Raw genomic sequence first — 14,340 nt, forward strand, 5'->3', positions numbered from 1 at the left:
GAGTTACCCGAAAATTACGGGGAGCGGTCGTCGCGCCTGATCCGTTTGGCACGCGCTGTAAAATCAACCGATCGGCAAAGAGTGTTTGCAATGTGGATGGTGTGCCAGAGATTGCCCGCCAGACATCAAGCGATCGCGGCCGTGCTCAGCCAATATCGACGGATGAAGATGCCTTGACCTGTTGACGCAGGCGACGGCCCCTACCGCTGCTGGAAAACGCGCTTCTCGCGCCAGCGCACGGCGAATGTGCTGCCCTTGCCTGGAGCGGACGAAAGCTCAACGTAGCCGCCGTGACGGGTAACGATCTCGTTGACCATGCTGAGCCCCAGGCCCGCACCTGAGCCGTGAGGGCTGACCCGGTAGAACGGTTCAAATATGCGCGACTGCTTATCGCCGGCAATTCCGCAGCCCTGATCGGCGACAGTCACGCTGCCGTCAGCCTCAATACTGACAGATATCTGTCCTCGTCCGCCTCCGTACTGAACTGCATTACGAACCAGATTGACGAATGCACGCTCCAGAGCTTCGGCATCCCCGGGAACGAACAGGTTTTCCGCATCGCTATCGAACGAAATCTCGTAGCCTTCGGCGATCGCCAGGGGAGCAAGGTCGGCGACCACCTTCGACACAACGCTGTTGAGATCGACAGGTGCATTCTGCTGGGGCTTCTGCCGGTACTTCTCGGTGTCGAGAAGCTGGTTCGCGATCGCTGTAAGTCGCTTGATGGCCGTCTGCAGGTGTGTCTTGTCCGCACCTGGTGAAAGCGTATCTATCCTCACCTGCAGGACAGCGATCGGCGTTCGAAGTTCATGGGCCGCGTTGACGAAGAAGCGCTCTGTCGCTTCGAAGCCACTATCGAGACGACGCAGTGCTCTGTTGATGTCGCGCACCAGACGAAGCACCTCATTGGGCAAGCCACGCTCTTCCACCAGGGCGCCACGCGTGTCGAGATCGATCCTGTCAAGACGCGTGGTCAGATCGCTGAAGGACCGCAAAGCCAGGCGTGTGACAAACGGGACGCCAATGAGGGACATGGCGACGAGGATCAGCGCCGGCACGCCGATGGCAAGGTTCCCCAACAGCACGGTCACACCATATTGGGACATCGAGACACCGCCAGCAAAAATCGTTGCCTCACCGGCCTCTGTGTCGAAACGCTCCATGCGGGCGACACTCAGCGGATCGTTCAGGTCACCATGGAGCTCGACACTTCTGAACGCCCGCAGGAATGGCATGTTGTCGGCAATTTTCCCGGGAGGCGCGCCGTGTGCAAGGACAATATCTTTTCCAAGGTCTGCCACGAACCACAGGTCAGGCGCTTCCTCCATAATCTCTTTAAGCTCGGCCGTCGGCAACAGATGGACCCGGCCATTCGGCTCGAGACGAACCGAGTCTGCGATTTCCTGAGACAGCCAGATGGACGTGATCGCCACATCGGGCTTGAGGCCAGAAAGGAGATAGAAAACCAGGCTGAGCGAGGCGATGACCGCGCAGAGCTGCAGGACAATAAAACCAAAAGTGAAGCGCCAGCGAAGGGATGTGCTGGTCATCCTATTTCTGCTCATGAAGGTAGTAGCCTATGCCACGAATATTCTTGATAACAATGTCGGCCTCCGCTTCGCCAAGCTTTCGGCGCAGGCGAGACATATTGGATTCCAGTGAGTTCGACTGGATCTCATCGTCAAAGGAATAGACCTGACCCTCAAGTGACGAGCGCAACACGGTACGCCCACGGTTTCTCAGAAGAGTTTCGATGATGAGCAGTTCCCTGCGGGTAAGCGCAAGCCGGACGCCGTTGACATGCACATCGCATGAAACACGATCATAGGTGACGTTTCCTGCCGACAGGACGAATGGGCCGGTTGTCGGCACCCGCCTCAGCACAGCGCTCATTCTGGCAATCAGCTCGGGAATTTCGAACGGCTTCGGCAAATAGTCATCGGCGCCGTCATTGAGGCCGGAAATTCGCTCGTCGGTCGACCTCAGAGCGGAGATGATGATCGATCGCGTATTTGAACCCGCGCGGCGCAAATCGGCGAGAAAGGTACTACCATCGCCATCCGGCAGTTGCCGGTCGATAAGGACAATATCGTAATCCGCCATGGCGATTGCTTCCCGCGCCGTCACCAGATCTCCAACAGCGTCCAGCACGATGCCATGCTGCGAGAGGGCCGTCCTCAAGGCATCCGTCATTTCCGGATCATCTTCGATAAGCAGAAGTTTCATAGTGGCCTGATCGTGCAAGTCCCGGACAGCTGTCTCAGGAATTCTAACAGCAAATTATATGTGTGGTTCAGATAAACTCGACTGTCATGACCGACTGGCCGCCAAGTTGATCGGCGGTCCAGATGTTCGGCAACGGGGAACCGAAATCTGCCCGGTATCCATTTGGCCTTTAGCCCCCGTCGCCCAAGGCCAGTTTTTTATCGGCAGCGACCGTAGTTATCCCGATATCTGCAATCGTAGCTGCGCCGGTCCCGATGTTCCCAGCGATCGCGGCGGTTCCTGTCGTTTCGTTCACTAATGTTCCCAATGACAGCCCCTCCTGCGCCACCCGCGGCGGCTCCCACTGCAGCACCTTCCCACGTGCCGCTTGCCAGCCCGCCGATGATCGCGCCACTGGCCGCACCAATGCCGGCACCCTTTTCCGTCTGGCTGCACGCCGTCAGCGTCAAACAAACGAATACGCCTGAAATGATCTTTTTCATGTCTGTCCTTTCGATCCATCGCCGCTACGGTCGCCCGTCGACCGTTGAGACGCACCAAGGCGGAGACGTATGACCAGCGAAAATTACGTGGAAGTTACGCAGAACCGTCGGTATCGACACAGGCCGAAAGCGCAAATTCGTATAGGATGCGCGGCTTCGCAGATTTACTCTGCCTTGAGCTAGCACCGAACGACACTCGTCGCTTAGCCGTTTCCTCTCGCACGGGCATATGCGGCGGCATCGACAAGCTGCGCCTTATGTAATTCGGCATTGGCACTTTCTGCATCTCGGAAGATTGCCGCTTACCAGCAACCATATTCGCTTATCCATCGGGCAAGCGGCGGCGTCAGCGCCTCCGGCCGCCCCCCGGCTTTGCACCTGTCGCTTTTTAAATTTTTTGTTTTTTGCCGAGGATTTAGCACCGATGATCGTAGCGTTTTAGCGTACTGGATCGTAGTTTGGGCTATTGGGGGATATTATGGAGTAGGAATTGGTTGCGGGGGCCTGCTTTCATCTTTACTTGCGATCATCGAAACCGCGCCATTCTTTGCTAAAATCGCTCACGAACGGCGGTAAAAGCGGCCTATTTCGTACAGTTGCGTAGTAGCGTCGACGTCGAGCCTGAGCGAACGGCCGCATTCTCACGGTTAACTGCCAAACGACAGGTGGCATGGCATCTGGATACTAACTGGTACCTGGTGTGCCGGAAGCGGCATGTAGGCCAGTTCCAGCGCTCCATACTGCAAGCCGACCATAGTCACTCAAGGAATAGACGACCCACAGACCTCAACGCATAATGATCTCGCCGGAGAACTGGAAGCCTGCGGCATGGATCACATGTACCGGAAGTTCCAGTCCTGCCTCACGCGCCTTCACGCGCAAGCGCCGTAAAACAGCATCGAGGCTCCTGGTCTCCGGGGTCATTTCCCCGTAGCCCATGGCGCGCACAAGCTCTGCGCGAGATACGATACGGCCGCCCTCTTCAGCCAGTCTTGAAACCAGCTTCGCCTCCCGCCCGGATAGTCTGATCGCTATCCCTTGCGGGGACACGAGGCGCCGGGCTGGGCTATCAAAACGCCAGCCTGTGGCCGGCTCAACCGGTGGCTTCGAGGTTTCGCCTGTCTGCACGATGCGATCTGCGAGATTTTTGATGGCCAGAACGAGTTCATCACCATCAACGGGCTTGGTCAGGTATAAATTCGCGCCTTCGGCATAGCCCCGGAGCTTGTCATCCCTCAATGTCCTGGCCGTGAGGATGATAATGCCCAGATTTGTGTTTTCCATTATATAGCGTGAGATCTCGAAGCCGCTTATATCCGGAAGATTGAGGTCGAGGATGGCAATATCGAAGTTTTCGGTGGCAAATGCCCGATCAAACTCCGCACCATTCGCGACTGCCGTTACCGCAAGCGCGTTGAGACGAAGAAAATCTGTCAGCCCTTGCCGCAAGTCGAAATCATCTTCAACAAGGATTACGCGAATACGTTGATTTCCGCCCGATTGTCTTGGATAAGGGCGTGGCGTTGGTTCTCTGATCATCGGCCTTACGTCTGGATGCCATGCAATGCAGCCCTGAAGCAAACTGCATGACTATCTTACCCGTTCCTCCTCCCGGTCGCAAACGCATGAAAATCACGGGCAGGATTCTGCAAACGGAAAATCCGGACCATGAGCACTATGTCCCGGTGACTAATCGTCCGCTCCGCAGGTTCACCCCGGAACCGGCAGGGCGATCGTTGCCTCGGTTCCGCCCCCGGCCCTGCCTGCGAGCACGAAGCGCCCTCCGTGCGCATCCGTAGCCCGCTTGACCAGAGACAATCCCATACCGGTCCCCTCGATATGCGCCGAATTGGCTCCGCGAACGGAGTTCCTGACGAGATCTTCGGGTTGCTGTCCTGCGATCCCGATGCCTTTGTCACGGATCCGCAGGTGCACCTCACCCCCCTCGCAAAATACGTCCAGCCAAACCATTGATGATCCTGCGGGGGCAGAAAACTTGAAGGCATTTTCGAGAAGATTGATGACTGCTAGCCTGAGCATTTCGCGATCAGCACGAATTCGCGCACGTTCAGCCTCGCTCGTCACCGTAACGTTGATAGTGGCACCGTGGAGAAGATCGTGCGCACCCGGAATGATGATACCGATCAGATCGGCAACGCTAGTTTCTGAAAATGCTGGTTGATAGGCTGGTCCCTGAAGCTTGCTGCGTGTCAGGTTGACTTCGAGCACCTCGACCAGCCGTGAAATGCCGACACGCGCCCGATCCAGTCTGGCGCGATTGGCGTCATCGTTCTTCGGAAGCGTGAGCCTCACGCTTTCAAGGTTCGTGCGGATGACGCCAAGAGGGGTTCTATACTGGTGCGAAATGACTTCCATGAACCGGACCTGCTGCTCCTGTGCCTTTAACTCGGCATGCAATGCGTGTTCCGCAACGCCTTTCGCTTCCTCAAGTTCGCGCGTCCGTTTCAGCACCAGATCATTGGCATGCTGCTCGGCGGCATTTGCCGCGAGAACTGCACGGCGATCCGCTTCCCTTGCCGCCGCCTCGGCATTACGAAGCCGCACGGCAAGCGAACCTGTCAGCAGGGTAAAATGGATGATGCTCGTTGCCGCGTAGGAACCGGCGACCCATACCGGCAAGGGGAGAACGCCGTAGCGCTGGCCATTGGTTGCCATCAACCCGGCCCACAGCAGGCCGAATGCCGCAAGGTTGAGGCCATGTTGAGCATCGCGGGAGCGGATAAAATCCAGAAATGCAACGATCATGGCCATTGTGGTAAGTATAAGAATGACGGGCCCGGCCACCAGCACGAAATAGCGGTTCACCCCATACAGCACACAGAATATGCCCACCACGCCAACCAGTGCGGCAAACCGGAAATAGAGATCGATAAGCGGATAGCGGGGGCGCAGATCAAGAATTGCGGCAATCGAGAGAGCACCGGCGATCAGGCCAAACCACGATGAGGCGCTGGTGAGATAGTCATTGCCCAGTCCGCCTTCATTGAAGAACAGCAGCCTGGCCAGGCCGAGGCTTCCAAAATATGTCGAGCTGACAGCCAGAATATCCATGGCGAGAATGATGTAAAATCTTTTTCGATCAAAATAAAAGAAGAAGAACTGGATGACGAGCAATATGCCCATGCCCCCGAACCACATGCCACGAACGATATTCTGGATGATCGACCCATATCCGTAATGGGCGGAAGACAGTATTTCCGCTGAAACGTTGAGACTTGCGTCATGATTCCGGGCGCGCAGATATATGATCGTCGTCTGGCCCGGCTGCAACTCAAGGGGAAGTATGTTCGCCGATGTGTTTACATTGGCGCGTGAGCGCGGCGAATGATCACCCATCTCGTAGACATCAAAATCCGCAGCACTCATTCCGGCTTTTTGCACGCCAACATATGCCTCCAGCTCATCCGTAAAATTCGGCGTGAGCGACAGGAGGAGATTCTGCGGATGTTCCGCCTGCGGAGACAAGGCCAGCGCAAATCTCATCCAGGCGGAGGTCCGGACGAAACCGAGATTGATATCATGCCCGGCAATCGGCGCGAATAACGAGTGCTGCGCGAGCAGATCATCCAGTGTCGCCTCTGCATTCTCGACAAGTGCGACATCGATAAAGCCATCAAGAGACAGGGAGCCGGAAAATACGCCCGGCACGTCCCGAATGCGAATTTCCGAAGCGCCGTCGCCAGCGCTTGTGGCTGTGGCACCAAGGAACAACGCGATCAGCATGGCCAGAAAAAGCTTCAATATCGACATATGCCACACCCGGAAGGTCAATGGCCAGAATGGCCGCAACAGTCTGAACGAGCCGGTTCTTGTCCTCCGTCGCGCACACACCACCCGTTCCCACTGGCTCCCGAAGGTAATGTTGTCAAGCATGAAGCCTGATTCCCGATAGCAGGAACCGGCGACCCGTCGAACCGGTCTTACGACCTGTCGATATTTAGGGCGATTGTGGCCACGCAGACACGCTTTCCGTTCCAAACCGTTTCAAACCGTTCCAATTGCGTTCTGTCCGGGCAGGGCGAAGCAAACTAAACATGTTCATTGCTGCAAAAGGCATACCTTCGGAAACGCATGCACGACGGAAAACTTTGAAATGATTGGTGTCAAGGCCACGGGATTTCTTGCAAGAAAACTAGTGCTCAGGAAATTTTTGCAAGCGTCACTAATCCGGAGGATCCTTCTTTCAACCTTAACGATGACGGGCCTTGCAGTAACGGCATCTCCCGCTCTGGCGTTGTCGAACGCCTGTACGACCCTGAATAGCAATAGTGGCACCACATCCTATTCAGCAACATTCAATGCGGCGGATTTTGTGACCGGGGAAACGGTTACGGTGTCATTTACCGATAATGGCGGCGACCCAAAAACCGTCCCCGAGATCAACTCCGCCCAGATCAGGCTGAATAACCAGAATAGCAGCACCGTATTTTATCGGTATTCGAGTTATACAGGTTCTGCTGGACCCCATTTTGGCAGCCACAACTCCCTGAGCACCAACGGGCTATCGATCCAGATCAATTCCAGAACATTCCTGAGCGGGGTTACGATTGTTTGCTCGGCCCCTATCTCGGCCCCGAATGTTACCTCGATTTCGCCTGCATCCGGCACAACAGCGGGCGGAACGGCTGTTACCATTACGGGCACCAATCTGACCGGGGCCACTGCGGTCAGCATCGGTGGTGTAGCCGCAACCGGCGTTACGGTCGTGTCGGCAAGCTCGATTACCGCGACAACGCCCGCTCATGCGGCAGGTGCCGTGAATGTGGTGGTGACCACGCCTGATGGAACAGGCACACTCACCAACAGCTACACTTTTGTGGCACCGGCACCGCCGGTCGCCAATGCTGTTTCCGAGACTGTTGCTGCCAACTCGACCGGCAATGCCATTGCGCTGAACATTACAGGTGGTGTGGCAACTTCGGTTGCAATAGGCACCCAGGCAGCAAACGGTACAGCGAACGCTTCCGGCACGTCGATAACCTATACACCGACAGCAGGCTTTTTCGGCCCCGACAGCTTCACCTATACCGCGAGTAATGCCGATGGCACCTCGGCGGCGGCAACGGTCAACATCACCGTCCGCCCGCCCGTGCCGGTCCTCAGCGGTATCTCGCCCGCATCCGGCACAATCGCCGGCGGGACGGCAGTTACCATTACCGGCACCAACCTGACTGGAGCAACCGGAGTGAGCATCGGTGGCGTTCCAGCAACCGGTTTCACCATCAATGGTGCGACATCGATCAGCGCGACAACGCCAGCAAACAGGGCAGGTGCTGTGGATATCGTGGTTACCGCTCCGGGTGGCTCGGGTACATTGGCCAATGGCTTCACCTATCAGCCCGAAACACTCGTCATCTTACCGGCAAGCGGAAGATTGCCTGACGGAACGACTGCCAATGACTACCGTCAGACACTTTCTGTGAGGGGAGGCACCGCACCATTCACCTTCAGCGCCTCCGGATCCTTGCCGTCAGGTCTGGGCGTCGATCCTGCAACGGGCGAAATTTCCGGAAGGCCGACAGTCGCCGGAAGCTACAGCTTCACCATCACGGTAATCGATGCAAACAATGTTACAGGTTCTGCGAGCTACGCCGTCAGTATCGTCTCTCCTGTAACCACACTTGTGTTTACGCCAGGTGGCGGAGCCCTTGCGGACGCCATGGTCGGCGAGGAATATAGCCAGACTACCACAGCCACCGGTGGCACCGGTTCACTGGTCTACAGTCTCGCCTCCGGAACTCTGCCCAGGGGAATAGTGCTCAATATCTCAACCGGCGAACTGACCGGCCCCACCGCCGCCGATGCTGAAGAGAAGGATTATGCCTTCAGCATTCAGGCGCGTGACGGCAATGGCTCCACAGGAACAGCAAGCTATTCGCTGACCGTCCGGCCCCGAGCCGTGACTGTCACTGACAAGGTGGTCAATATCGATACCGGCTCCTCGCCTGTCGATGTTTATCTGAACCGCGGCGCGACAGGCGGCCCATTCGTGCAGGCCGAAACGACCTTCGTGGAGCCGTCAAATGCGGGAACTGCAACGATTATCCAGGGCCAGCTGGCCCAGAGCGGACCGGTTAACACGCCTGTTGGCTGGTATCTTCAATTCACGCCGAACCCGGCCTATTCGGGTCAAGCCCGTGTCGGTTTCAGGCTTACCAGCGCACTGGGTATCTCCAATACCGGCACAGTGGTCTATAATATCGCCTATGACGCCGGGCAGGTGGAATCGGATATCGACCAGCTCGTCCATAGCTTCATCCGCACCCGCCAGAGCATGATCGCTTCCACGATACATGTTCCCGGACTTCTCGAACGCCGGCAGATGAGCGAGGCAACCGGGCCAGTTACTGCCCGCATGACGCCATCGCAAAACGGCATGACCTTAGACTTCTCCACCAGTCTCGCCCGGATTCAATCGGCAAGGGACAAGGCCGACGGCCAGGCTGGCGGCTATAGCTCACCATTCAATATATGGATCGATGGCGCCTTTCTGGCTCACACCGATACTTCGGACAACGGCGGCAAGTGGGGCAGCTTCGGCATGCTCAATGCCGGCGCGGACTACCTTCTGACAGAGAAGATCTTGTTCGGGCTGTCTTTCCACTATGATTACATGACCGACCCGACAGACGAGGACGCAGAATTGAGCGGCAACGGCTGGCTCGCTGGCCCCTATGCCTCTTTCGAAATCGGCAAGGGCGTGTTCTGGAATGCCAGCCTGCGCTATGGCGGATCTGTTAACGACATCGATACGCAAATCTGGGACGGCGAGTTCAGAACCAGCCGCTGGATGGCCGATACCGCAATCGAAGGCCAGTGGGATATCGGTAGTGATACAATGCTGAAGCCGAAGTTCAGGGCAGTCTATTTCTCGGAAAAAGTCGAGGATTACACCGTAGGCAACGGCACTGGCGACACTGTTATCATCAATGGCTTCAACGAGGAGCAGTTTCGCGTCAGTCTCGGTGCCGAGATCACGCGCTCCTTCACTCTCGATAACGGCTCGATGCTCAGGCCGAATATCGGTGTGACGGGAGGCTTATCCGGCCTCGATGGTCCCGGGGCCTTCGGCGCCCTCAAGGCGGGGCTGGCACTTCAGACGCCGGACCTGTGGATGGTTGATGCCAGTTTGCTGTTCAACTTCGAAGGGGATGGCGACAGGTCAATCGGCGGACGGATCGGATTGAACGGGCAGTTTTAACAGCCGTACGTACGCCACCTGCACGGGACCGTGCAGGTGGCAACATATTTCAGCTTTAACATTTCAGGAATCAGTGATGCCAGGTCCACAGCCCGCCGAACCGGATGAAGACGAGATCGAGCAGAAATACGAGGCGCTGAACCAGCGGACCCGTATCCACTGTCTGCAAGAGGCGGAACTGGAAGTCACAGAGGCTGAAAGACAGCTGAAGGTCCGGGCGGCACAAGTGCAGAAAGAAGCGGCAGACGACCGTGCCGCGATCCTCTCCGCCGTGCGGACCTCGACACCCGACATCACGAGCAAGCTCGTGGAAAAAATGGACGAGATGTCCATTGCAAATCATGAGTTTACGGCGCGCGATAAAACCACGCTGATGAATCTGGCCAATCTCCAGATCAACGACAGTCAGGACTTTTTCGATCTGACGCCGGCTCAGAGGGAAGACCTGCTGGATCGCGTCGGATTCTATCGCGGTGTGGCAATCGATCAGCGTGCTTCGAACCAGGTTCAGGTCGGTTTCAGGGATGTGCTGAGGCGACCCGGAGCAGAAGCGCTCTCTGCGCAGCCCGCGAATATCGTCGTCGCCAAGCCATTGTATCGAAAGCCGGCATTTGCAGGATATTTCGAGAATTATTTCGCTTTTTCGGAAGAGGTGCATCAGAACCAGAAGAATGGCGTCACTAACCTGAAGTTCTCGCTGGCGGTGAGTGCCGGTGTGGCTGTACGGGGCGGCCTGGGCGTTGCAGTCTCTTCGTCACGGCAAAGCCAGGAGGGGGCTGGCGGCCTGCAGAAGCAGGTTTTCATAACCTCGAACTTCTTTTTGCCCCGGATCGAATTGTCATTCGATGATCGAAAGCCCTGTGCCAGCCAGGAATTCATCGATGCGTGCCGCGAAGTGATGGACGATTACCAGACCATCGAAGGCCGGTTTTCAGCACTCCGGAAAGTGCTCGACGCTTTCGGCCACTTCGCCCCGACAATGATCCTTGTTGGCGGTCGCCTTTTCGCCACCGAAACCAGAACATACGAAGGTGCGCAGACGACGAGCGACGTTACAAAACGTTTCGCAGCCTCTGTAAAAGCAAACCTGAAAACGGTCTCCGCCAATGTCGAGGCATCTGTCGAGGGCGAAGATTCCTCGCAGGATCAGGCGAGTGAAAACTCACGGAAAGAAAACCAGTCGGCCACATTTCACGCTATGGGCGGAGAAGGCGGTCTTGTCCAGTATGCCGGCGGCTGGATCCGTTCATTATCTGATTACCGCCGCTGGAGCGTTGTGCAGCGTGAGGATCTCGTACCGAGCATCAATCTTCTTCCTACCGACCTGAGAGATGCGTGCTGGTCTATCCTCGGCGAATTCGCTGCAAGGAGTACCAAACGTGATCTGCTATACAGGGAGAACGCAGCATTTATTTTCTACGGGGAATATGGGGATCGTCTGGGCAATCTGGCCGCTGAAACATGGTTCCTTGCCGAGAATGCCGCGCACCTTTGCGGACTGACTATCAGCCAAGTACCGCCGACTGACGGAGGCAGCATTGGCCTGGTGGAAATCATCCCGTCGGATACGCAAGCCTGGAGAATGAGTCCCGAGGGACATCTCATCGCGTTTGTTACTCGCCCGGCCGGCCTCAAGGGTCGTGGAGCGACAGCCGAATTTGCTATCAGTATAGGAGAGGCTGAAGCAGGCTCGAAGCAGGCCGAACTTCCGGTTCTGTTGAAGCAGGTGGGCATGGCCGAGCATCAGCAATGGGCATATTCCGGTGCGGGAACCTTTACCAGCACCACCATGAAAGGGAATTATGTACTCGCCGTCAACCAGGCAAAAAGGCTGGTTGCGCGGCCGCAAGCAAAAAGCGCCAACACAACGGAGATCTGGAACCTCACCGAGATCACACCTTCGCTCGATCTGAAGACATTTGCGCAACTGCCTTCGACAAAGCCCGATGGACTGTTCAAGCTGGGCTCCCGCGACAACAAGATGGTGTTGTCTGTTCAGGATGCAGAATGCGTCAGCAAAATAGCACCTGATATCGGTTCCCGCGTGGTCATGCTGCCTGATCTTGGCGGTGCGCACCAGGTATGGACCATGGGCGGCGATGGCGTGATCACCAGCCGTATCAAGGCAGTTGATGGCGATGTGGAGAGCGAGCTTCTGCTGACCGCCGATAGCAACGGGCAATTATGCGCAAGGACTAGGACCGCGAGCGAACGCCAGCGGTGGGCCTTGACGAGTGAAGGTTATCTGAAGCCCATCACCGAAACCTCGAAGGTTGCAACATCCGGCACGGCGAACAATATGCACGGACAGTCTTATCCGGTCAGCCTCGAGGAACAGGCCGACACCGACCGTCAGCGATGGTCTGCGGTTATGACTGCCGATGCAGGCAGATCATTCACGCAGGACTTTCCCCAAGAAACGAGCGTTTTTCCATACTCCATCTATTCCTTTTGCAGCCTTCCCATCCCGGTCAGGGGCAAGGTCAGGGGCCTGAGATTCAAGGCATATAACCGTGGCCGGACCCGAGATGGCTGGGGTTTGAAATGCGAACTCTATGTCCAGAGAACCGGTTCATCCACATGTCAATGGGTATATGAGGAGCGGGAGCCGGATGAGGCCGATCCAGAGCAGTCTGCCTATATCTGGAGCGACAAGGCACAAGGTAAATGCTTTATCCAGAACAGCCTGCTCTATCTGCCGTCCCATCCCATAAGCGAAATGCGTTTTGCCTTCGTCCCGGGAACCACGATACTAAGCCCGATGTACAGATATGACGGCCATGCCGAATGGATCGCCCCGATGAGTTCGCGCTCCGACACTCTGCGGGATGCAGACCAACTCGTCGTTGCGCAGAAGGGCGTCATCGCGGATGCGGCAAAAGATGTTATCGGCATAGGTTTCTATCGCGAGGAAAAAGTCAATTTCCTCGCACCCCGGATTCTTCTTGCAGACCGGATCCCGTCCGATCGCTGATGCGTGAGAAGGAGCATTGCGCACTATGTAACCCGGGCATGTGTCCGGGTTCGGGCGCCTGATACAGGAAACTTGTTATAAATCTTTTCCAGCAGGTTGGTTGTCGCCAATGAATATTTCAGTCTTCACCTGGAATTTACAGAACTTTTCAGAAAGCAAGGCCCGTGAACTCTCCCGCGATGTGGCTGATCATATTGTGGCGGTCCTTGAGGATGGCGATAATAAGGACCGCAAATTTTTAGGGACCTTGCTGGAAATCAATGCTCCGCCAAGGACAAGGGCCCGTGGGCTGAATTCGATAGACGTTATCGTGGACTTGATAAAACAGGCTTTCGATCCACACAGGGCGAAATATTCGCCCACCGTGGTTGCCTTTGATTGTGGCGGCCTTGCCTACACCCGTGAGTGGATAATTATAATTTACCAGGGCATCGAAGTTCTGGATGTCAAAAAGCTCGGCTTTCCGGCAAATCTGCGCCCCTATATCGATAAAGCCAATCAGGAGGCTATACAGGCAGCCCATGATGCACGGAAATTGCTCAGAAAGGCATATATCACGAACCCATACGCGACTGCGGTTCCAGTCATCGAGCAAACGTCGCTGAACAAGAAACGGTCGGCATCTGCTGTCGAGGGATCAGACGACATTGACAGCGATGAAGACGGAGGCATTATCGGGAAGAAAAAACTCCACTCGGATACCAGCCCCGTCTACTCCGTTAAGGGGCAGGACTATCATTTGAGGCTGGATTCCGTCAAACGATGGGGTGCCAAGGTCGCCAATCAGGAAACAGGTTGGTATCGGGATGGTTGCGTCATCACCGCAGCAGTGAAAATGCCCCGCAGTTACGCCAACATCACGATTACGTCCGCGCACTTGCCCGGGCCGAATTTCACAAGCATGGACAAGAATATCGTTCCCGTATTTGTCGACACAAGTGTCATTCACGGAGCGGACATTATGATCGGGGACCTGAACCACTGGGGTTCGATAAAACGGCGCTTTTACAAAGATCTGAGCGCCGGACTTGAAAAGGGCACAACTCTTCTGCAGACATTGCCCACGGCATTGTCGAATTTCAAGGCCGACCGCGCGATCCTTCGTAAGGGCGGGAGATGGAAAGATGCTGTTACAAGAGTTGACGCGGCAGACCCCTTGTTAAACAGAAGCTTCGAACGCATTTCTGATCATGCAATGCTCACGGTTGTCCTTGAGCGCTGACATACTTGTCTCCTGTCTCCGATCCGGTCGCGGCCAGGGTTTCAAAAGCACTACCCCGTTCTCCCGTCAGTTAGAAGCCAATGTTTCGCGAGGCGATGAAGGTTCGACGTCTGCAGCAAGGCTCATCTCACGATTTCGTTCGCCAACCGGTCAATGCAACGAGGTCGGCCAGTCGCTCCTTATAGGAAACAGACCTCTGATGATCACCTAGTCT

The 14,340-nt window shown here is 56.1% G+C and carries 8 protein-coding genes; 3 read left to right on the plus strand and 5 right to left on the minus strand.

Annotated elements, in window-relative coordinates; genetic code table 11:
• Window positions 1-200: 200 nt before the first annotated feature.
• The 5 genes from JZX89_RS13640 to JZX89_RS13660 form a co-directional block, all read right to left on the minus strand.
• A complete protein-coding gene (locus JZX89_RS13640; protein WP_207134359.1) occupies window positions 201-1,550 on the minus strand; it encodes a sensor histidine kinase in 1,350 nt (449 codons plus the stop codon).
• Between the two features lies 1 nt (window position 1,551).
• Window positions 1,552-2,226 carry a response regulator transcription factor gene (locus JZX89_RS13645; protein ID WP_153515956.1) on the minus strand — a complete coding sequence of 225 codons (675 nt, stop codon included), beginning with the start codon at window positions 2,224-2,226 and terminating at the stop codon, window positions 1,552-1,554.
• Window positions 2,227-2,423: 197 nt separating this feature from the next.
• Window positions 2,424-2,708, minus strand: coding sequence for a YMGG-like glycine zipper-containing protein (locus tag JZX89_RS13650; protein WP_149900712.1), 285 nt, complete (start codon window positions 2,706-2,708; stop codon window positions 2,424-2,426).
• A gap of 786 nt (window positions 2,709-3,494) precedes the next feature.
• The gene (locus tag JZX89_RS13655) at window positions 3,495-4,247 is read right to left on the minus strand and encodes a response regulator transcription factor (RefSeq protein ID WP_207134360.1); all 753 of its coding nucleotides are present in this window, start codon (window positions 4,245-4,247) and stop codon (window positions 3,495-3,497) included.
• A 171-nt stretch (window positions 4,248-4,418) separates the two neighbouring features.
• Window positions 4,419-6,479 (minus strand): sensor histidine kinase, encoded by a 2,061-nt coding sequence (locus JZX89_RS13660; protein ID WP_207134361.1) that lies wholly within the window; start codon window positions 6,477-6,479, stop codon window positions 4,419-4,421.
• Between the two features lie 343 nt (window positions 6,480-6,822).
• Here JZX89_RS13660 and JZX89_RS13665 point away from each other — a divergent pair, with 343 nt between their 5' ends.
• The 3 genes from JZX89_RS13665 (at window position 6,823) to JZX89_RS13675 (ending at window position 14,126) form a co-directional block, all read left to right on the plus strand.
• Window positions 6,823-9,930, plus strand: coding sequence for an IPT/TIG domain-containing protein (locus JZX89_RS13665; RefSeq protein WP_207134362.1), 3,108 nt, complete (start codon window positions 6,823-6,825; stop codon window positions 9,928-9,930).
• A gap of 76 nt (window positions 9,931-10,006) precedes the next feature.
• Complete coding sequence (locus JZX89_RS13670) at window positions 10,007-12,904, plus strand: RICIN domain-containing protein (RefSeq protein ID WP_153515960.1); 2,898 nt, start codon at window positions 10,007-10,009, stop codon at window positions 12,902-12,904.
• A gap of 109 nt (window positions 12,905-13,013) precedes the next feature.
• Window positions 13,014-14,126: a hypothetical protein gene (locus tag JZX89_RS13675; RefSeq protein ID WP_153515961.1), complete on the plus strand. Its 1,113-nt coding sequence runs from the start codon at window positions 13,014-13,016 to the stop codon at window positions 14,124-14,126.
• The last annotated feature ends 214 nt before the right edge of the window (window positions 14,127-14,340 follow it).

This window comes from Agrobacterium burrii, assembly GCF_017313405.1.
In the GTDB taxonomy this organism is placed as follows: Bacteria; Pseudomonadota; Alphaproteobacteria; order Rhizobiales; family Rhizobiaceae; genus Agrobacterium; species Agrobacterium burrii.

What these genes read in the sequence shown, in the direction of transcription:
- JZX89_RS13650 (WP_149900712.1), bottom strand. Translation starts at nt 2,708, where the DNA reads ATGAAAAAGATCATTTCAGGCGTATTCGTTTGTTTGACGCTGACGGCG.
- JZX89_RS13655 (WP_207134360.1), bottom strand. Translation starts at nt 4,247, where the DNA reads ATGATCAGAGAACCAACGCCACGCCCTTATCCAAGACAATCGGGCGGA.
- JZX89_RS13675 (WP_153515961.1), top strand. Translation starts at nt 13,014, where the DNA reads ATGAATATTTCAGTCTTCACCTGGAATTTACAGAACTTTTCAGAAAGC.
- JZX89_RS13645 (WP_153515956.1), bottom strand. Translation starts at nt 2,226, where the DNA reads ATGAAACTTCTGCTTATCGAAGATGATCCGGAAATGACGGATGCCTTG.
- JZX89_RS13665 (WP_207134362.1), top strand. Translation starts at nt 6,823, where the DNA reads ATGATTGGTGTCAAGGCCACGGGATTTCTTGCAAGAAAACTAGTGCTC.
- JZX89_RS13670 (WP_153515960.1), top strand. Translation starts at nt 10,007, where the DNA reads ATGCCAGGTCCACAGCCCGCCGAACCGGATGAAGACGAGATCGAGCAG.
- JZX89_RS13660 (WP_207134361.1), bottom strand. Translation starts at nt 6,479, where the DNA reads ATGTCGATATTGAAGCTTTTTCTGGCCATGCTGATCGCGTTGTTCCTT.
- JZX89_RS13640 (WP_207134359.1), bottom strand. Translation starts at nt 1,550, where the DNA reads ATGACCAGCACATCCCTTCGCTGGCGCTTCACTTTTGGTTTTATTGTC.